This window comes from Streptomyces sp. NPDC050738 (genome assembly GCF_040654175.1).
In the GTDB taxonomy this organism is placed as follows: domain Bacteria; phylum Actinomycetota; class Actinomycetes; order Streptomycetales; family Streptomycetaceae; genus Streptomyces.
Genome location: NZ_JBFAHN010000002.1, coordinates 754,043 through 772,762 on the forward strand (window position 1 = coordinate 754,043; position 18,720 = coordinate 772,762).

Annotated in this window: 15 protein-coding genes; 8 read left to right on the forward strand and 7 right to left on the reverse strand. The window is 69.1% G+C overall.

The annotated features are described in order from the left end of the window. Positions 1-64: 64 nt before the first annotated feature. Positions 65-1,006 (forward strand): aldo/keto reductase, encoded by a 942-nt coding sequence (locus AB0H78_RS07570; RefSeq protein ID WP_363233327.1) that lies wholly within the window; start codon positions 65-67, stop codon positions 1,004-1,006. 72 nt (positions 1,007-1,078) lie between these two features. Here AB0H78_RS07570 and AB0H78_RS07575 read toward each other — a convergent pair whose 3' ends face one another. The 6 genes from AB0H78_RS07575 to AB0H78_RS07600 form a co-directional block, all read right to left on the reverse strand. Next, entirely contained in the window at positions 1,079-2,656 is a 1,578-nt protein-coding gene (locus AB0H78_RS07575; protein WP_363233328.1) for a silent information regulator protein Sir2, read from the reverse strand. 214 nt (positions 2,657-2,870) lie between these two features. After that, a complete protein-coding gene (locus AB0H78_RS07580; RefSeq protein WP_363233329.1) occupies positions 2,871-3,536 on the reverse strand; it encodes a potassium-transporting ATPase subunit C in 666 nt (221 codons plus the stop codon). Positions 3,537-3,538: 2 nt separating this feature from the next. Continuing rightward, positions 3,539-5,641, reverse strand: a complete 2,103-nt coding sequence (kdpB, locus tag AB0H78_RS07585) for a potassium-transporting ATPase subunit KdpB (protein WP_363233330.1) — start codon at positions 5,639-5,641, stop codon at positions 3,539-3,541. Beyond that, on the reverse strand, positions 5,638-7,302 hold the full coding sequence (gene kdpA / locus AB0H78_RS07590) for a potassium-transporting ATPase subunit KdpA (protein ID WP_363233331.1): 1,665 nt from the start codon (positions 7,300-7,302) through the stop codon (positions 5,638-5,640). Before kdpA ends, kdpB begins: the two co-directional genes overlap by 4 nt. 8 nt (positions 7,303-7,310) lie before the next feature. Beyond that, entirely contained in the window at positions 7,311-7,400 is a 90-nt protein-coding gene (gene kdpF, locus AB0H78_RS07595) for a K(+)-transporting ATPase subunit F (RefSeq protein WP_175264873.1), read from the reverse strand. Positions 7,401-7,662: 262 nt separating this feature from the next. Next, positions 7,663-8,892: a serine hydrolase domain-containing protein gene (locus AB0H78_RS07600; RefSeq protein WP_363233442.1), complete on the reverse strand. Its 1,230-nt coding sequence runs from the start codon at positions 8,890-8,892 to the stop codon at positions 7,663-7,665. 189 nt (positions 8,893-9,081) lie between these two features. On the opposite strand from AB0H78_RS07600, the gene AB0H78_RS07605 reads away from it, so the two are divergent. Together AB0H78_RS07605 and AB0H78_RS07610 are read left to right on the forward strand one after the other, a co-directional pair. Continuing rightward, positions 9,082-9,645, forward strand: coding sequence for a hypothetical protein (locus AB0H78_RS07605; RefSeq protein ID WP_363233332.1), 564 nt, complete (start codon positions 9,082-9,084; stop codon positions 9,643-9,645). A 106-nt stretch (positions 9,646-9,751) separates the two neighbouring features. Beyond that, positions 9,752-10,003: a hypothetical protein gene (locus AB0H78_RS07610; RefSeq protein WP_363233333.1), complete on the forward strand. Its 252-nt coding sequence runs from the start codon at positions 9,752-9,754 to the stop codon at positions 10,001-10,003. Here AB0H78_RS07610 and AB0H78_RS07615 read toward each other — a convergent pair. Next, complete coding sequence (locus AB0H78_RS07615) at positions 9,939-10,754, reverse strand: sirohydrochlorin chelatase (protein WP_363233334.1); 816 nt, start codon at positions 10,752-10,754, stop codon at positions 9,939-9,941. The two genes, AB0H78_RS07610 and AB0H78_RS07615, sit on opposite strands and share 65 nt — an antisense overlap. A 223-nt stretch (positions 10,755-10,977) precedes the next feature. Between AB0H78_RS07615 and nirB the strand changes: the two genes are divergently transcribed. The 5 genes from nirB (at position 10,978) to AB0H78_RS07640 (ending at position 18,706) form a co-directional block, all read left to right on the forward strand. Further along, positions 10,978-13,743, forward strand: coding sequence for a nitrite reductase large subunit NirB (gene nirB / locus AB0H78_RS07620; protein WP_363233335.1), 2,766 nt, complete (start codon positions 10,978-10,980; stop codon positions 13,741-13,743). Between the two features lie 109 nt (positions 13,744-13,852). Then, positions 13,853-15,271, forward strand: coding sequence for a NarK family nitrate/nitrite MFS transporter (locus AB0H78_RS07625; RefSeq protein ID WP_363233336.1), 1,419 nt, complete (start codon positions 13,853-13,855; stop codon positions 15,269-15,271). Between the two features lie 79 nt (positions 15,272-15,350). Further along, positions 15,351-15,950 (forward strand): chemotaxis protein CheB, encoded by a 600-nt coding sequence (locus AB0H78_RS07630; RefSeq protein WP_363233337.1) that lies wholly within the window; start codon positions 15,351-15,353, stop codon positions 15,948-15,950. After that, the gene (locus AB0H78_RS07635; protein WP_363233338.1) at positions 15,950-17,815 is read left to right on the forward strand and encodes a CheR family methyltransferase; all 1,866 of its coding nucleotides are present in this window, start codon (positions 15,950-15,952) and stop codon (positions 17,813-17,815) included. The genes AB0H78_RS07630 and AB0H78_RS07635 overlap by 1 nt, the downstream gene beginning before the upstream one ends. A 24-nt stretch (positions 17,816-17,839) precedes the next feature. Beyond that, the gene (locus AB0H78_RS07640; protein WP_363233339.1) at positions 17,840-18,706 is read left to right on the forward strand and encodes a GAF domain-containing protein; all 867 of its coding nucleotides are present in this window, start codon (positions 17,840-17,842) and stop codon (positions 18,704-18,706) included. Positions 18,707-18,720: the final 14 nt, after the last annotated feature.

The window sequence follows — 18,720 nt, forward strand, 5'->3', positions numbered from 1 at the left end:
CTACGGTCGAAGTAACGGAGTCCCTCCGTTTAACTCATCGTCTCACGATCGAGGACGGACTGTCATGCCCTCCACCACCCGGTCCCCCCAGCTCACAGCCACCGGCGCCCCCCGCGCCGGAGGCGCGGGCACGCTCGCGGGCCGCACCGTCTCCCGTATCGGCTTCGGCGCGATGCAGCTCCCGCGCCTGCGGGACGACCGCGCCGCCGCCGTCGCCGTCGTGCGCCGCGCCGTCGAGCTGGGTGTCGACCACATCGACACCGCCCAGTTCTACGGCGACGGCTTCTCCAACGAGGTGATCCGCGAAGCGGTCCGGCCGCAGGACGACGTCATCGTCGTCAGCAAGGTCGGAGCCACCCCGCACCACGGCGGCCGCTTCCCCCTGCGCGCCGCACAGCGCCCCGAAGAGCTGCGGTCCAGTGTCGAGGACAACCTCAAGAGCCTGGGGCTCGACCGGATCCCTCTGGTCAATCTGCGCCGCATGGACGCCGGTTCCGGCCTGGTCGCCGAGGGCGACCAGGTGGTGGACATCGACGACCAGCTCGCGGTGATGACCGCCCTGCGCGACGAGGGGAAGATCGGCGCGATCGGCCTGAGCACCGTGACGGCGGAGCAACTGCGCCACGCGCTCCCCGTAGGCATCGCGTGTGTGCAGAACCCCTACAGCCTGGTGGCCCGCGACGACGAGGACATGGTCGCCCTCTGCCAGGACGAGGGCATCGCCTGGGTGCCGTACTTCCCGCTCGGAAGCGCGTTCCCCGGTATGCCGAAGGTGACCGACGAGCCCGCCGTCATCGCCGCCGCTGACGCGCTGGGAAGCAGCCCCGCGCAGATCGGCCTGGCCTGGCTCCTCCACCACTCCCCCCACACGCTGCTGATCGCGGGTACCGCGAACTCCGCGCACCTCGATGCGAATGTCGCCGCGGGCGCGGTCTCCCTCGACGGTGCGACGCTCGCCGCGCTGGATGCCGTACCCACGCGCGCGGGGAGCATCGTGGTCGATTAGGGGGTGTCCGGTGGGTCACGCCGTGGGCGCGCCGAGCGGCCGCCGTCGGCTTCCCGTCGGCGGCCGGTTCGGTTACGGGTTGACCACGCTGCCGCCGAGCTTCACCGCGAGCTTGCCGTCCGTGGCGAAGGACCAGGTGAGGGCGCCGTCGTAGGAGGAGCACCGCGAGCCGTTCGTACCGGACCAGAACCGGTTCGAACTGTCGGCGTCACCAATGGTCTTGTCGTTCGAGCCGCTCACTCCGAAGCGGCACGAGGTGTTGGTCCGGAACACCGACGTACCGACGTCGAACGAGAAGTTGCGCTCGGCGTTGTCGATGGAGGCGTTGTTGGAGATCGTCATCTTGCCGGGGTTGCTGTTGTACGTGAATCCGTGATGGCCGTTGCCGAAGGCGATGCTGTGCTGGACGACATGGTTGACCGCGATGTCGTCGCCGCCGAGCTTGTAGCCGTTGCGGTCGCCGTTGGAGTTCACGGTGCCGTTCGAGAGCGTGCCGTTGTTGTACGAGAGGGAGTACTCGATGGTCACCGGGCCGATCGCGCCCGTGTCGGTCTTGGTGTAGAGGTCCCAGCCGTCGTCGATGTTGTTGTGCGAGACGTCGTAGCGGAAGACATTGCCGGTGCCGGTGGTGAGCTTCGCGGCGAAACCGTCGGCGTCCTCGCCGTCGGAGTCGGCGTTGTCGTGCGACTCGGCGCTCACGATCAGGTTGTTGGACGGCCACTGGGAGGCGGGGGTGGTGGAGGCGATCCGGCCGAGCTGCAGCCCCGAGTCGCGGTTGAAGCGCGTCACCGTGCGCTCGACGATGTTGTTGCTGCCGCCGACGTAGATCCCGTTGTCGCCGGCGTGCTCGACGACGAGGCCGTAGATGTGCCAGTACGAGGCGTTCAGCTGAAGCCCGCGGTTGGTCGAACTCTCGCTCTGTGAGGCGAAGTTCAGCACCGGGGTCTCGCCCGGGTAGGCGGAGAGGGTGGTGCGGGCGCCGGAGGTTCCGTCGCTGCCGACGGGGACGGTGACCGTCGAGGAGTAGGCGTAGGTGCCGCCGCGTACGTAGATCGTCCCGCCGGGCGTGATACGGCCGATCGCGGAGGCGAGCGTCGTCGGGGCCGACTGTGTCCCGGCCGCGCTGTCGGTGCCGTTCGGCGCGACGTACAGGGCCGTGCCCGTCGGCGGCGTGGTGGTGCCGTCCGTGGCGACGTCGAGGGAGTCGATGTTGGGCAGGCCGGCCGCGGTGGTGGGGCTGAACTTGATGATGTTGCTGCCCGAACTCACGGGCACCGAGAGCGTCTTGGTGGTCCACGTCCCCCATGCGCCGGTGGTCTCGAACGACGCCGAAGCGGCCGAGGTCCCGTTCACGGTGACGCCCGCAGGCCTCGCGGTGGTGGTCCCGTTGGCGAACCGGACCGTCAGCGTCGCCGTGCCGGCGGTGGCGGCATTCACGGTGAACTGGGCGGCGGCGCCCACCGCGTTGGTGGCGTTGCAGAATCCGCTGCCGGTGTAACCGGTCCAGTCGGAGTCGATGGTCCCGGTGCAGACGGCCGGGGAGCTCTCGGCCTCGTAATGGACGGTCGCGGCCTGCGCGGTGGTGCCGGGCAGCGCGACCAGTGCGGCGGCCAGTAAGCCGGTGCATGCGATGGCGGGTTTCAGTTGCATGGTTCGCCTCCAGGTTGGTCGATGCATTCGTTCCGGTGCATGAACAGCGCACAGGAAAGCGCATCGCTTTCGGGAAGAGAAAGCCCTTTCTTTGGACGTTAAGGGGTCACCATGCGCACGTCAATGGTCATAGATGTGAACGATGTTCATACATATAAGCGTGCATGCCAGGAGGGCGGGAGCTCGTGCTCCCGCCCTCCTGGCCGTACGACGCTCACTTCTCGGTGAGGTCCTTGAGGGCGATGTTGAGCTTGAGGACATTGACCGTCGGCTCGCTCATGAAGCCGAGCAGCCGGCCGCTGGTGTTCTCGGCGACGAGCCGGTCGACCTCGCCCACCGTGAGGTGGTTGAGTGCGGCGATCCGGTGGACCTGGATCTTCGCGTACGCGGGTGAGATCGCCGGGTCGAGACCGGAGCCCGACGACGTGACGGCGTCGGCCGGGACGTCCGACGGCCGGACCGTGTAGCCGTTCACCGAGTTGTCCTTGATGACAGCGGCCTTGGCGTCGGTGACCCACTTGATCAGGTCGGCGTTGTCGCCGGAGCGGTTGGTGGCGCCGGACAGGATCAGCTTGTACCGGGTGTTGACGCTGTTGGAGCCGAGGCCGTTGGACGGGCGCGGCTGGAACCACTTGAGGTCCGGCGCGGGGGTCTCCTCGCCCTTCTTCAGCGGGAGGTTGTAGGTCTGCCCGATCAGGGACGAGCCGACGACCTTGCCGTTGTCCTTGATCTCGGAGCCGTTGGCCTTGTTGCCGAAGGCGGCCTGGGCGATACCGGTGACGACGAGCGGGTAGATGACGCCGCACACCACGGTCAGGACGAGCAGGGCGCGGAGTCCGGCCCAGAGCAGGCGGCCTGCGCCGCTTACGGAGTTGTTCATGGCTATCGGCCGATTCCGGGGATGAGGGAGACGAGCAGGTCGATGATCTTGATGCCGACGAAGGGGGCGATCAGGCCGCCGATCCCGTAGACCGTGAGATTGCGGCGGAGCATCCTGTCGGCGCTCATCGGCCTGTACCGCACGCCCTTGAGGGCCAGTGGCACCAGCGCGACGATGATCAGCGCGTTGAAGACGACGGCGGACAGGATCGCCGACTCGGGGCTGGCCAGGTGCATGATGTTGAGCTTGTCGAGGCCCGGGTAGACCACCGCGAACATCGCCGGAATGATCGCGAAGTACTTCGCGACGTCGTTGGCGATCGAGAAGGTCGTCAACGCACCCCGGGTGATGAGGAGTTGCTTGCCGATCTCGACGATCTCGATGAGCTTGGTCGGGTTCGAGTCGAGGTCGACCATGTTGCCGGCCTCCTTCGCGGCCGACGTACCCGTGTTCATCGCGACGCCGACATCCGCCTGGGCGAGCGCCGGGGCGTCGTTCGTGCCGTCGCCGGTCATCGCGACCAGCTTGCCGCCCGCCTGCTCGCGCTTGATCAGCGCCATCTTGTCCTCGGGGGTGGCCTCGGCGAGGAAGTCGTCCACGCCCGCCTCCTCCGCGATCGCCTTGGCGGTCAGCGGGTTGTCGCCCGTGATCATGACCGTCCTGATGCCCATGCGGCGCAGCTCGTCGAACCGCTCGCGCATGCCCTCCTTGACGACGTCCTTGAGGTGGATGACGCCCAGGATGCGCGCCCCCCGCTCGTCGTCGACGGCGACCAGCAGCGGGGTGCCACCCGCCTGGGAGATGGTGTCGGAGAGGGTGCCGGCGTCCTCGGACACGACGCCGCCCTGCTCCTTCACCCAGGCGATGACCGAACCGGTCGCGCCTTTACGGACCTTGCGCCCGTCGACGTTCACACCCGACATACGCGTCTGGGCGGTGAACTCGATCCACTCGGCGTGCGTCAGCTCACCCTGATGGCGCTCGCGCAGCCCGTACTTCTCCTTCGCCAGTACGACGATGGAGCGGCCCTCTGGTGTCTCGTCGGACAGCGAGGAGAGCTGGGCGGCGTCGGCGACCTCCGCCTCGGTGGTGCCCCTGACGGGTACGAACTCCGAGGCCTGGCGGTTGCCGAGGGTGATGGTGCCGGTCTTGTCCAGGAGGAGGGTGGAGACGTCGCCCGCGGCTTCAACTGCCCTGCCGGACATGGCCAGTACGTTGCGCTGGACGAGGCGGTCCATGCCGGCGATGCCGATCGCCGAGAGCAGCGCCCCGATGGTCGTGGGGATCAGGCAGACGAGCAGTGCGGTGAGCACGATCATCGACTGCTCGGCGTGGGCGTACGTCGCGAAGGGCTGGAGCGTGACGACGGCAAGCAGGAAGACGATGGTGAGCGAGGCGAGGAGGATGTTCAGCGCGATCTCGTTCGGCGTCTTCTGCCGGGCCGCGCCCTCGACCAGGGCGATCATGCGGTCGATGAAGGTCTCGCCGGGCTTCGTCGTGATCTTGACGACGATCCGGTCGGACAGCACCTTCGTACCGCCGGTGACGGCACAGCGGTCGCCGCCCGACTCCCGGATGACCGGGGCCGATTCACCGGTGATGGCCGATTCGTCGACGCTCGCGACGCCTTCGACGACGTCACCGTCGCCGGGGATGATGTCGCCCGCCTCGCAGACCACCAGGTCACCGATGGTCAGCGCGGTGCCTGCCACCTGCTCCTCGGCGCCGCCCTTCAGACGGCGGGCGACGGTCTCGGTCTTGGCCTTGCGCAGGGTGTCGGCCTGCGCCTTGCCGCGCCCTTCGGCGACCGCCTCCGCGAGGTTGGCGAAGATCGTGGTCAGCCAGAGCCAGGCGGCGATCGCCCAGCCGAATCCGTCCCCGGGGTCCTTGACCGCGAAGATCGTGGTCAGTACGGACCCGATCTCGACGACGAACATCACGGGGGATTTGACCATCACCCGCGGGTCGAGCTTCCTGACGGCTTCGGGGAAGGACGTGATCAGTTGCTTCGGGTCGAACAGACCGCCGCCGACCCGGCCGGATTCCGGTGTGTGCCCGGTGGGTGCGTCCTGGTGGGGAGCGCGGGCCGGAGTGAGGGTACTCATGACGCCAGCCCTTCAGCGAGCGGTCCCAGCGCGAGCGCGGGGAAATAGGTGAGACCGGTGATGATCAGGATCGTGCCGACGAGCAGCCCGGTGAACAGCGGCTTCTCGGTGCGCAGGGTGCCCGCGGTCGCCGGTACCGGCTGCTGCTCGGCGAGCGAGCCGGCCAGCGCGAGGACGAACACCATGGGCAGGAAGCGGCCGAGGAGCATCGCGAGACCGATGGTGGTGTTGAACCACTGGGTGTCGGCGTTCAGCCCGGCGAAGGCGGAGCCGTTGTTGTTGGCGCCCGAGGTGTAGGCGTACAGGATCTCGGAGAAGCCGTGCGCACCCGAGTTGGTCATCGAGTGGCCCGGGGTGGGCAGCGCCATCGCCGCGGCGGTGAAGCAGAGCACCAGTGCCGGGGTGATGAGGATGTAGAGGGCGGCGAACTTGATCTGGCGGGTGCCGATCTTCTTGCCCAGGTACTCGGGTGTACGGCCGACCATCAGGCCCGCGATGAACACCGCGATGATCGCCATGATCAGCATCCCGTACAGACCGGAACCCGTACCTCCGGGTGCGATCTCGCCGAGCTGCATGCCGAGCATCGTGATGCCGCCGCCGAAGCCGGTGTAGGAGGAGTGGAAGGAGTTGACCGCGCCGGTCGACGTGAGGGTCGTGGCGACCGAGAAGATCGACGATCCCGCGATGCCGAATCGATTCTCCTTGCCTTCCATGGCGCCGCCGGCGATGTCGAACGCCGGGCCGCCGTGGTGGAACTCGGTCCACATCATCAGCGCGGTGAAGCCGATCCAGATCGTCACCATCGTCGCCAGGATCGCGTAACCCTGCTTGAGGGAGCCGACCATGCGCCCGAAGGTGCGGGTCAGGGCGAAGGGGATGACGAGGATCAGGAAGATCTCGAAGAGGTTCGAGAAGCCGGTGGGGTTCTCGAAGGGGTGGGCGGAGTTGGCGTTGAAGTAGCCGCCGCCGTTGGTGCCCAGCTCCTTGATGGCCTCCTGCGAGGCGACCGCGCCGCCGTTCCACTGCTGCGAACCGCCCGAGAACTGCCCGACCTCGTGGATGCCGGAGAAGTTCTGGATGGCGCCGCACGCGACCAGCACGACGGCGGCGATCGCCGCGATCGGCAGGAGGATGCGTACGGTGCCGCGCACCAGGTCGGCCCAGAAGTTGCCGAGCTCACCGGTGCGGGAGCGGGCGAAGCCCCGTACGAGAGCGACCGCCACGGCGATCCCCACGGACGCCGAGAGGAAGTTCTGTACGGCGAGGCCGCCGGTCTGGACGACGTGGCCCATGGCCTGCTCGCCGTAGTACGACTGCCAGTTGGTGTTGGCGACGAACGAGGCCGCGGTGTTGAACGCCTGGTCCGGGTCGATCGAGGAGAAGCCGAGCGATCCGGGCAGCGCGCCCTGGACGCGCTGCAGCAGGTAGAGAAAGAGGACGCTCACCAGCGAGAAGGCGAGGACACCGCGCAGATAGGCGGGCCAGCGCATCTCGGTGGAGGGGTCGGCGCCGATGGCCTTGTAGATCCACTTCTCGACCCGGAGGTGCTTCTTCGAGGAGTAGACGCCGGCCATGTAGTCGCCGAGGGGGCGGTAGGCCAGGCCCAGCGCGACGATCAGCGCGAGCATCTGGAGGACGCCGGCAAGTACGGGAGACATGTCGGGGCTCAGAACCTCTCCGGGTACACAAGGGCGAGGACGAGGTAGCCGAGGAGGGCGACGGCCACGACGAGTCCGACGATGTTTTCGGCGGTCACAGCTTTGCCACCCCCTTGGCGATGAGTGCCACCAGCGCGAATACCGCGATCGCGGTGACGACGAAGGCCAGGTCGGCCATCGTGAGCTCCTGAAGAAGTTCGGAAGTGAACGGACTCCTTGAGGAAACGCCCTCATACGCCGCTTGAGCGTTCCGTTGACGGCCTCCTTACGGCAGGGGGCGGCGCCTTGACGCGACTCTTACGCGTGCGGCGGCCGACGCCATCCCCCGACCGCCGCACGGTGGTGCGGTGATGGCCGGAGTCAGTCCTCGACGGCCTGGTAGAGCGTGGTCCAGAAGTCGTGCATCAGCCGCACCGGGTCCGGGACCGACGCCCCGACCTGGGTGAGCAGGATGCCGGTGATCCCGTTCTGCGGGTCGGCGTACGTCGAGGTGCCGGCGCCGCCGTCCCAGCCGAACTGGCCGAGCGGGGCGTAGTCGCTGCGGTAGGTGCGCACCGCCATGCCGAGGCCCCAGCCACCGTGCTGGCCCTGGCCGAAGGAGATGTGGACGTTCTCGGTGGCCATCGCGGTCCGGGCGGCCTGCTGCCCGGGAGTGAGGCGGTTGGTGGTCATCAGCTCGACGGCGGCCCGGGACAGGATCCGTTCGCTGCCGTGCGTTCCGCCGTTGAGGAGCATCCGGAAGTAGGCGTGGTAGTCGTCGGCGGTCGAGTTCAGTCCACCGCCGCCGCCCGGGAACGCCGGAGGCGTGCTGTGGCGTCCGCCCTCGGCCTCGTCCCACACATGGAACTCGCCGGTCTCCGGGTCGGGGGCGTACAGGGGCGGCAGCCGGTCCATCTGGTCGGCGGGCACGTGGAAGCCCGTGTCCTTCATGCCCAGCGGTTCGAAGACGCGCTCGCGCAGGAACGCCTCGAACGTCTGGCCCGTGACCCGGGCGACGAGGACGCCGACCAGGTCGCTGGCGATCTGGTACTGCCAGCGCTCACCGGGCTGGTACATCAGCGGCAGCTCGCCCAGGCGGCGCATCCACTCGTCGGGGCCGGGCATCGGCACCGGGAGGTTGGGCGTGATCCCCTTCTCGAAGACCGCACCCATGATCGGGGTGCCGATCACCGTCATATCCATGCCGAGCCCGAACGTGGAGGTCAGCACGTCCCGCACGGTGATGGGCCGCAGCGCCGGGACGGTGTCGTCCAGCGGGCTGTCGATCCGCTTGAGCACCTGGCGGTCGGCGAGCTCGGGCAGCCACTCCTCCACCGTGTCGTCGAGGCGTATCCGGCATTCGTCGAGCAGGACCATCGCCGCGGCGATCGAGACCGGCTTGGACGTCGAGGCCATCCGGAAGATGGTGTCCCGGCGCATCGGCGCGCCACCGTCATGGCGCGTGGTCCCGATCGTTTCGACGTGGGTCTCGTCGCCTCTGCTGAACAGCGCGACGAGTCCGGGGATCTTCCCGGACTCGACGTGCCGCTCCAGCACGTCGTGCAGTCGGAGCAACCCCGCTTTGGAGAAACCGCCGTTGGCCGTTCCCATCATCCAACTCCTTGCGTACGGTGATCGAACGCTCGCGACAGTACGGTGCGTTCGGCCCGCTGACCAGCGTCAACTGCCTTTCATTGCACCGGATTTGCGTAAGGCGTGCGTCAGGAAAAGGCGGTGGCGCGTCAGCGGTCCGTCAAGGCGGGGCGCGTGCCGTGCCCGGGCCGCCTACCGTCCCGGTGAATGGGACACAGGAGCACGCGCATCGCGGCGGGACACAGCAGAGCGCCACGGCCTACGGCGTACGGCGCGGTGGTCCACGACGCCACCTGGGCGGGTGATGCCCGTGCGGCGGTCGGGTGTGCGGTGCTGCTGCTGGGGCTGCTCTTCGCCATCGACGCCGTGGCCGGCACGCTGAGTGTTCCGCGTGCCGGGCTGTGGACCGGCCTGGCAGTCCTGTTGTTCGCCGTGCTCTGGCCGGCCAGGGTGTCGGTGGGCCGGGGGGTGCTGGTCTCGCGCGGGCTGCTGCGCCGGACCGCCGTGCGTACCGACCGGCTGGTGTCGGTGCGCTGGTCGGACGGGGTCGCCCAGCGTCTGGTGCTGTCCGACGCGGACGGCGGGCGGGTGGAGATCGATCCGAAGGTGCTGGTCGCCAATCCCCCGCTGTGGCATGTACTCGACCGGGATGCCCGCACCGGCGCCGAGCGGGGGCTGCTCCGCTGTGGCGAGAGGGCGCTGCGGCAGATCGCGGCACGCGTCGACCGCGAGACGGCCCGGACCGTGTTCAAGGTGTCCGGGCTGGAGTAGGAGCCCCCGGGCGGGGTGTGCGCCGTATGCGAGATGCGTCACCTTCGGGACTTAAGTCCCATTCCCCCCTGCCATACGTCCCTGCCCGTGTTGTCTACTGGGCCGCATGCTTCAGCACGTCTCCGTCCTTCAGCAGATAGGCCTGGCCGTCCTCGCCCTGGCGACCGCGGCCTGGGTCGTCGGCCTGGTCCGCATCATGCGCCGGGACCGCTTCGCGGTGTCGGTCTGGCGCACCGGGCAGCCGCTGCGCCACGTCCCCGCACAGCGCGGGCACTCGGGCGAGCGGGTGGTCCTCACCCCTGCCGAGCAGGCTGCCTTCGCCGGTCTCGTCCGGCGGCTGGACGACGACCGCTCGTAACACCGTTTGCAGTTGCGGGAGTTCGCGCCCGCAGGGCCGACTCGTAGCGGGCGACCACGATCCGGGCGATCCGCGGGTGGTCGGCCACCGGATCGGCGACGGTGTCCGCGCCGGAGGATGCGAGCGCGTCCGTGAAACGGCCGGGCGCGAGCAGATGCGGGACGACGACGATCCGCTGGTGGCCGGCCCAGCGCAGCACGGTGATCGCGTCGGGCACGGTCGGCTCGGCGGCGGAGCAGTACGCGGGCACCAGGGGCACCGGCCCGCGCTCGTCGTCCAGGAGCGTCCGCAGCTGATCGGCCGCCACCTTCGCGCCGTCGTTGCCGCCGCGCCGTGACGAACCGGCCGCGGCCAGGACGATCGCGTCGGCGCGCTCCCCGGCCCGGCACTCGGCCTCGCGCAGCCGCCCGTAGAGGGCGAGCGCGACATCCTGCTCGCCGCTGAGGCCTTCGGTCAGTACGCAGTCGAGTCCGTCCCCGGCCGCTTCGACGACGGCGGGCACGTCCACGGTCCGGTGATATCCGTCCCCGAGCAGCAGCGGCACGACGACGGCGCGGGTGTGCCCGGATTCGGCGGCCCTGCCGAGTGCGGTGGCCAGCGAGGGCTCCTCGTGATCGAGGTGTCCGATGACGGGCGCGACGCCGCACAGTCCCTCGACGTTACGGGCGAGCCGTCCGACGGTGGCGGCCGCCGCGGGCGCGGCACTGCCGTGGACGGCGAGTACGAGCGCGGGGGGAACGGGAAAGAGCACAGCCGACTCCTGGGAAGCGGTGGGGCGGGCTGCGACGGGTCGTCGGGGAGCAGCCCGCACTTCGACGCTACGTGGGCGGCGGGCCCGCGGGGCTCTCCGGACGCCCCGTCCCGCAGGGCCACAGGTCCTGTCCATACAGGTCCTTCACCGGGCGGACCGGACGTCCCGTACCCCTAACGTCGGAGGTCAGGACCCTTATCGACCTGCGACGGAGCGTGCCCCCATGGTGCAGACCCTTGTGCTGATCGGCCACGGGATGGTGGGACACCGCCTCCTCGAAGCCCTGGCCGAGCGCGGCGCGCTCACCGACCCCGCCGTTCCCGACGGGCCCGGCTGGGAGGTCGTCGTCCTGGCCGAGGAGGACCGTCCCGCGTACGACCGCGTGCACCTCTCGTCCGCCTTCACCGGCGCATCCCCCGATGAACTCACCCTCGTCGCACCCGGGTTCATCGAGGCGCACGGCATCGATCTGCGCCTCGGCGACCCCGCCGAGACCGTCGACCGTGCCGCTCGCACCGTCACCACCACCTCGGGTGCCACAGTCGCCTACGACGCGCTGGTCATCGCCACCGGCTCGTACCCCTTCGTGCCGCCGGTCCCAGGCGCCGACGCCCCGGGGTGCTTCACGTACCGCACGCTGTACGACGTCGAGGCGCTGACCGCCTACGCGGCGGACGAGAGCCGTGGCACGGGCGTCGTCGTGGGCGGCGGGCTCCTCGGCCTCGAAGCCGCGGGCGCACTGCGCACGCTCGGGCTGAAGACCCACGTCGTGGAGTTCGCGCCGCGGCTGATGCCGCTGCAGGTCGACGACGGGGGCGCGGCCGCGCTGCGCGCCACCATCGAGTCGATGGGCGTCGCCGTGCACACCGGGGTCGGCGCGCAGGAGGTGGACCTCGACGACGGCGGCAGGGCCCGCGGGCTGCGGCTCAACAGCGGCGAGCACATCGAGGCCGACCTCGTCGTCTTCTCCGCGGGTGTACGGCCGCGCGACCGGCTCGCGCGCGAGTGCGGGCTCGCGGTGGGCGACCGGGGCGGTGTGGTGGTCGACGCGCACTGCCGGACCAGCGACCCGTACATCTACGCGATCGGCGAGTGCGCGCAGACCGTCGACGGCCGGGTCTACGGTCTGGTCGCTCCCGGCTACCAGATGGCCGAGACGACCGCCGAATCCCTGGCGGGCGAGGGGCAGTTGACGTTCACCGGCGCTGACACCTCCACCAAGCTGAAGCTGATGGGCGCCGACGTGGCATCGTTCGGCGATCCTTTCGCCGAGGCGGACCAGACGGCGGGCGCCGTCGCGGTCGTCTTCTCCGACGCACGCGAGGGCGTCTACAAGAAGCTGCTGCTCGGCCCGGACGGTGCGCTGCTCGGCGGGATCCTGGTCGGCGACGCGGAGGCGTACGGCTCGCTGAAGCCGCACGCCGGCCGTCAACTGCCCGCCCCCGCCGAGGCATACGTCCTGCCCGCGACCGCGGCGGAGGTGCCGGGCGCCGACGCGCTGCCCGACGACGCCGTGCTCTGCAGCTGCCACAACGTCACCAAGGGCGCGATACGTACGGCCGTCGCCGACAACGGCCTCACCGACCTCGGCGGCATCAAGCAGTGCACCAAGGCGGGCACGGGCTGCGGCGGCTGCACCGGCGCCCTGCAGGCGGTGCTCGACGCGGAGCTCACGGCCGCCGGGATCGAGAAGCCCACCGGGCTGTGCGAGCACTTCGCGCTGTCGCGGTCCGAGATATACGCCGCCGTACGCGACGAGCACATCCGCTCCTTCACCGAACTCCTGGAGAAGTACGGCACGGGCGAGGGCTGCGCCGTCTGCAAGCCGGTCGTCGGCAATGTCCTCGGCACGCTCGGCCCCGAGCTGGGCCTGGCCCACATCCTCGACGGCGAGCAGGCCACGCTCCAGGACTCCAACGACCTCTATCTCGCCAACCTCCAGAAGGACGGCACCTATTCGGTCGTCCCGCGCATCCCCGGCGGCGAGATCTCCCCCGACGCGCTCATCGTCATCGGCGAGGTGGCGCGCGACTACGGCCTCTATACGAAGATCACCGGTGGCCAGCGGATCGACCTGTTCGGCGCCCGCGCCGCCCAACTTCCGGACATCTGGCGGCGGTTGGTCGACGCGGGGATGGAGTCGGGCCATGCGTACGGCAAGTCGCTCCGTACGGTGAAGTCCTGCGTCGGCGCCAAGTTCTGCCGCTTCGGCCAGGGCGACTCGGTGCAGCTCGCCATCGACATCGAGCTGCGCTACCGCGGGCTCAGGTCCCCGCACAAGGTCAAGGGCGGTGTCTCGGGCTGTCTGCGCGAGTGCGCCGAGGCGCGCGGCAAGGACATCGGCGTCATCGCGACGGCCAACGGCTGGAACCTGTACGTGTGCGGGAACGGCGGCACCACCCCGCGCCATGCGGAGCTGCTCGCCGCCGACCTGGACGCGTCCGCGCTCTTCAGGCTGATGGACCGCTTCCTCATGTATTACGTGCGCACGGCCGAGCGCCTGGAGCGCACCTCGGCGTGGCTGGAGCGGACCGAGGGCGGCATCGAGCACCTGAAGTCCGTACTGATCGAGGACTCCCTCGGACTGTGCGCCGATCTCGAAGCGCAGATGGACCGGCACGTCGCCGCGTACCAGGACGAGTGGGCGGCCGTGCTCGCGGACCCGGAGAAACTGCGCCGCTTCGCGCCGTTCACCTCGGCACCGGACGACGGGGTCTCCTTCGTCGAGGACCTGGAGCCGGGCCGAGGCCGGGCGACAGCGCTCCCCGACGGCTCACAGGCGGCCCTCTTCAAGGACCGGGAGGGGCGTGTGTACGCGGTGAGCAACCGGGACCCGTTCTCGGGTGCCGATGTCATCGCCGACGGGATCATGGGCTCCCGGGACGGCGCCCCGGTCGTCTCCTCCCCCATGCACAAGCACGTCTTCGATCTCCGTACGGGCATCTGCCTGGACGACCCCGAAGTGGCGCTCACGGTCCACGAGGTGTGAATGGGGACCAAATCCCTGCCAGAACCCGACCAAGGCCTCTGATCCCGCCCTTATGCCCGGATCCACTCTGGAAGAGCAAGGATCTCCTCCTCACCACCGGGACGCAGCCATGAGCCCAGCCGTACAGGAAGCGACCGCCACCACGGGGCAGTCGTACGACCTCGACCAGTACAGGCCGGGCCGAACGATCTCCGACTGGGAGCCGGAGAACGAGCTCTTCTGGCAGTCCACCGGCCGCCGCGTCGCCCAGCGCAACCTGTGGATCGCGGTCCCGGCCCTCCTGGTCGCCTTCGTGGTGTGGCAGGTGTGGAGCGTCACCGCCACCAACCTCACGGACGTCGGCTTCTCCTTCTCCACCTCACAGCTCTTCTGGCTGACCGCGATCCCCGGCCTCACCGGCGGCACGGCCCGCATCTTCTACACCTTCCTCGGCCCGAAGATCGGCCAGCGCACCTTCACCGCGCTCTCCACGCTCGTGCTGATCGTCCCGCTGATCTGGCTGGGCTTCGCGATCCAGGACACCTCCACGCCGTACGCCGTGATGGCCACGATCGCCGCGCTCTGCGGCATCGGCGGCGCGAACTTCTCCTCCTCGCTCGCCAACATCGGCTTCTTCTTCCCCAAGCGCGAGAAGGGCAACGCGACCGGCATCAACGGCGGCCTCGGCAACCTCGGTGTCTCCGTCGTGCAGCTGCTCACCCCGATCGTCATCACCAGCTCGGTGATCGCCATCGGCTCGGGCCAGCACAACGCCAAGACCGGCAACGAGGTCTTCCTCCAGAACGCGGCCTTCCTGTGGGTCCCGGTCCTGATCGTCCTGGCGGTCGTCGCCTGGTTCGGCCAGAACAACCTGAAGACCGCATCGACCTCCTTCAGCCAGCAGAAGATCATCTTCAAGCGCAAGCAGACCTGGCTGATGACCTGGCTGTACGTCGGGACCTTCGGCTCCTTCATCGGCTTCGCCGCGGCCCTCCCGATGCTGATCAAGACCACCTTCCCGGACTACTCGGTCGCCACGTACGCCTGGATGGGACCTGCGCTCGGCGCACTCGCCCGCTGGGCCGGCGGCTGGATCGCGGACCGGCTGGGCGGCGCCCGGGTCACGCTCCTGTCGTTCGTCGGCATGGCGGCATCGATCATCGGCGTCATCAACTTCCTCCCCACCGGCGGCGGTTCGGGCAACTTCACCGGCTTCTTCCTCTGCTTCCTCGCGGCGTTCTTCTTCTCCGGCATCGGCAACGGCTCGACGTTCCGCCAGATCCCGGTCATCTTCCGCAACCAGCACCTCAAGGGGCTGACGGAGGGCACGCCCGAACACGCGAAGGCACTGAAGCAGACCGAGATGGAGGCCGGTGCGGTCACCGGCTTCACCGCGGCCATCGCGGCGTACGGCTTCTTCTTCATCCCCGCCCTGTTCGCCAACTTCGCGGTGACCAGCGCGATGTGGGGCTTCGTGGGGTTCTATGCCAGCTGCATGGTCGTGACCTGGTGGTTCTACGCGCGACGCGGCGCCGAGTCCCCCAGCTGACCCGCTCCCCCCCCATACGCCCGACCAGCGGCCCGACCGGCACACAGCCGGTCGGGCCGCTGGCCGATAGGCTCGAACCATGACCTCCGATCAGCGCACACAGCAGCGGTACTCCGTCCTTGCTGTCGCGTCCTCGGCCGGGGGCATCAAAGGGCTCGGGACGCTGCTCAGCGCCCTCGGCACCGAACTGCGGGTGCCGGTGCTGATCGTCCAGCACCTCGACCGCAAGCACCGGAGCTACATCGCCGAGGTCCTGGCCCGCCGTTCCCTGCTCCCCGTCAAACTGGCGCAGCACCGTGAGCCGGTGGAGGCCGGAACGGTCTATGTGGCACCGCCCGACCACCATCTGCTCGTCGGTTCCGACGGTCGCCTGTCACTGACGAGCACCGACCTCGTCCACTTCGTACGTCCCTCCGCCGACCTCCTCTTCGAGTCGGTGGCCGCCGCCTACGGAGACCAGGCCCTCGTCTGCGTACTGACCGGTACGGGCGTCGACGGCGCGAAGGGCGTGGACACCGTGAAGGCGTACGGCGGTACCGTCATCGTGCAGGATCCGCTCACAGCGGAGTTCAAGGGGATGCCGGATGCCGCGGTGGCCACCGGAGCCGCCGACTTCGTGCTACCTCTTGAAGACATCGCGGCGACGATCCGCGGGCTCGTCGACACCAAGAGGCAGTAATGAACGATCCGGCCGGCACCAGGACGGATGAGGGCCTTGAGGAGCTGCTCGGCTTCATCAGGGACGCGCGGGGCTTCGACTTCACCGGATACAAGCGCTCCACGCTGGGGCGGCGGATCCGCAAGCGGATGAGCGACGCCGGGGCGAACGGCTTCGCGGACTACCGCGACCGTCTGGAGACCGACGCGGATGAATTCCAGGCGCTCTTCAACACGATCCTGATCAACGTCACCTCCGTATTCCGCGACCCCGACGCGTGGGACCTGCTGCAGCGCGAGGCCGTGCCGCAGGTGCTGGCGGAGGCGGACCCCGAGGACGAGATCCGGATCTGGAGCGCGGGCTGCTCCAGCGGTGAGGAGGCGTTCTCGCTGGCCATCTTGTTCGCGGAAGCGCTGGGGCCCGAGGAGTTCCTGCGCCGCGTCAAGATCTACGCGACCGATGTGGACGAGGAGGCACTGCGCGACGCCCGCTCGGGGCTCTTCACGGCGAAAGCCCTGGAGCCGCTCCCCGCGGAACTGCGCGACACCTACTTCGAGCAGAGCGGCGCCAAGTTCCTCTTCCGCTCGGACCTGCGGCGCAAGGTCATCTTCGGCCGGCACGACATCACCCGTGACGCCCCCATCTCCCGGCTCGACCTGCTGGTCTGCCGCAACACGCTGATGTACTTCAACGTCGAGGCGCAGACCCACATCGTCAACCGATTCCACTTCGCCCTGCGGGAGGGCGGCTTCCTCTTCCTGGGCAAGGCGGAGATGCTGCTCAACGACGGGGACCGGTTCAAGGTCGTGAGCATCCGCCAGCGCGTCTTCAAGCGCAGGCCCGGCGCGAACGGCGGACCGCACCCCGTCCATCCCGTGAAGCTCAGGGCGGGCATGGGGACGGAGATGAAGACCGCCACGCGCAACCGCCAGTTGCACGACCTGCTCCTGGACGCGACGCCGAACGCGACGATCGCCCTGGACGCGGAGGGCATCGTGGTGATGATCAACAGCCAGGCGCGGGCCCGGTTCGGGCTCACGACGGGCGACGTCGGCCGCCCCTTCCAGGACCTGGAGATCTCCTACCGGCCCACCGAACTGCGCTCCCTGATCGACCAGGCGACCCATGAACGCCGGACGCTGCGGGTCAACGGTGTGGAGCGGCATCTGATCGAAGAGGTGCAGTACTTCGACATCCTGATCCAGCCGATCTCGCACGGCCCCGGTCTGCCGGTGGCCACGTCCGTCACCTTCACCGACGTCACCCTGGCGACACAGCTCAAGGCGGAGGTCAAACGCGTGCGGGAGGACCTGGAGACCGCGTACGAGGAACTCCAGTCCACCAATGAGGAGCTGGAGACCACCAACGAGGAACTCCAGTCCAGCATCGAGGAGTTGGAAACCACCAACGAGGAACTCCAGTCGACCAACGAGGAGCTGGAGACCACCAACGAAGAGCTCCAGTCCGGTCATGAGGAGCTCCAGACCATGAACGACGAGATGCGCCTGCGCACCGCGGATCTGGACGAGGCACGGGCCTTCCTCGAAGGCGTGGTGAGTTCGATCGCCGCCGGTGTGGTCGTGCTGTCCGCGGAGATGGCGGTCAAGAGCTGGAACCGGGGCGCGGTCGACCTGTGGGGGCTGCGTACCGAAGAGGTCCTCAACGAGCATTTCTTCGGCCTGGACTTCGGATTGCCGACCTCGGGGCTGCGGGAAATCATCCAGCAGTGCATCACGTCGGGGAAGCGGGAGGGGCCGGTCAGCGTCCCTGCGGTCAACCGCATCGGCCGGGCCATCGACTGTGCGGTGATCTGCTCGCCGTTCGACGGCCACAACGGGGGCGTGGTCCTGCTGATGGAGGATGCCTCCAACAAGGCCTCCGCCTGACGTATTGAGGAATATGCTCATTCCATGGCCACGGCGGGTGAATACGGTGAAGCACTGGGCGCGGGGCAGGCGGGCGCGGCATGGCTGCGCGTGGTGCGCGCGATGGAACGCGCCGCACAGCAGCGGGTGATCGCCGAGCGTCATGAGCGGCTGGCGGCCGAGACCGGGCGGGAGCTGCACACCTCCATGGCGGCGCTGCACCGCTCCATCGAGGAGCGCCATCGCATCGCGGGCCGGCTCCAGGAGGCGTACGCCCGCCGGCTGACCGACTGGCTGACCCATCGCGGCGCAGGCCGGCCGGTGTTCATGACCGGAGTCGCCGAGGCCTGCGGTACGCGCAGCGCCGCACTCACCCTGCTCGGTCCCGACCTCAGCCAACTCGCTGTCGCCGCATCGGATTCCTCCGCGCGTGCGGCGCAGGATCTGGAGTTCGTCCTGGGGGCGGGTCCTGCCTTGGACGCGGCACGCGGGCTGGCCACCGTCTCCGCTTCGGGAGCCGCCGTCGAGGAGCGATGGCCCGGTTACGGCACGGGGCTCGCCGCGCTGCGCCTGGCCGCGGTCGTCGCCGCACCGCTGCGGACGGCGGACGGGTGCATCGGCGCGTTGACCGTCTTCGACCCCCGGCCCGGGCTGGCGGAGGGTGGGACCCTCGTCGGCGTCGCGGCCGCGCTCGCGGACGGGGTGCTGCTCGGCGCCGACGCCGAACCGGACCTGTACGGCGGAACGGATCTGCGGGTGGTGGTGCACCAGGCCGCCGGCATGGTGTCCGAGCAGCTCCACTGCCCGGTGAACGATGCGACCGCGCTCATCAGGGCGCGCGCTTTTGCCGCGGGTGAGTCGCCGGAGGCCATTGCCCTGCTCATCGTGTCCGGAGACCTGAAGCTCAACTGACGTCAACCACCGAG

Coding starts and splice junctions, on each gene's coding strand:
- AB0H78_RS07570 (WP_363233327.1), top strand. CDS start 65: ATGCCCTCCACCACCCGGTCCCCCCAGCTCACAGCCACCGGCGCCCCC.
- AB0H78_RS07575 (WP_363233328.1), bottom strand. CDS start 2,656: ATGCAACTGAAACCCGCCATCGCATGCACCGGCTTACTGGCCGCCGCA.
- AB0H78_RS07580 (WP_363233329.1), bottom strand. CDS start 3,536: ATGAACAACTCCGTAAGCGGCGCAGGCCGCCTGCTCTGGGCCGGACTC.
- kdpB (WP_363233330.1), bottom strand. CDS start 5,641: ATGAGTACCCTCACTCCGGCCCGCGCTCCCCACCAGGACGCACCCACC.
- kdpA (WP_363233331.1), bottom strand. CDS start 7,302: ATGTCTCCCGTACTTGCCGGCGTCCTCCAGATGCTCGCGCTGATCGTC.
- AB0H78_RS07600 (WP_363233442.1), bottom strand. CDS start 8,892: ATGGGAACGGCCAACGGCGGTTTCTCCAAAGCGGGGTTGCTCCGACTG.
- AB0H78_RS07605 (WP_363233332.1), top strand. CDS start 9,082: ATGGGACACAGGAGCACGCGCATCGCGGCGGGACACAGCAGAGCGCCA.
- AB0H78_RS07610 (WP_363233333.1), top strand. CDS start 9,752: ATGCTTCAGCACGTCTCCGTCCTTCAGCAGATAGGCCTGGCCGTCCTC.
- nirB (WP_363233335.1), top strand. CDS start 10,978: ATGGTGCAGACCCTTGTGCTGATCGGCCACGGGATGGTGGGACACCGC.
- AB0H78_RS07625 (WP_363233336.1), top strand. CDS start 13,853: ATGAGCCCAGCCGTACAGGAAGCGACCGCCACCACGGGGCAGTCGTAC.
- AB0H78_RS07630 (WP_363233337.1), top strand. CDS start 15,351: ATGACCTCCGATCAGCGCACACAGCAGCGGTACTCCGTCCTTGCTGTC.
- AB0H78_RS07635 (WP_363233338.1), top strand. CDS start 15,950: ATGAACGATCCGGCCGGCACCAGGACGGATGAGGGCCTTGAGGAGCTG.
- AB0H78_RS07640 (WP_363233339.1), top strand. CDS start 17,840: ATGGCCACGGCGGGTGAATACGGTGAAGCACTGGGCGCGGGGCAGGCG.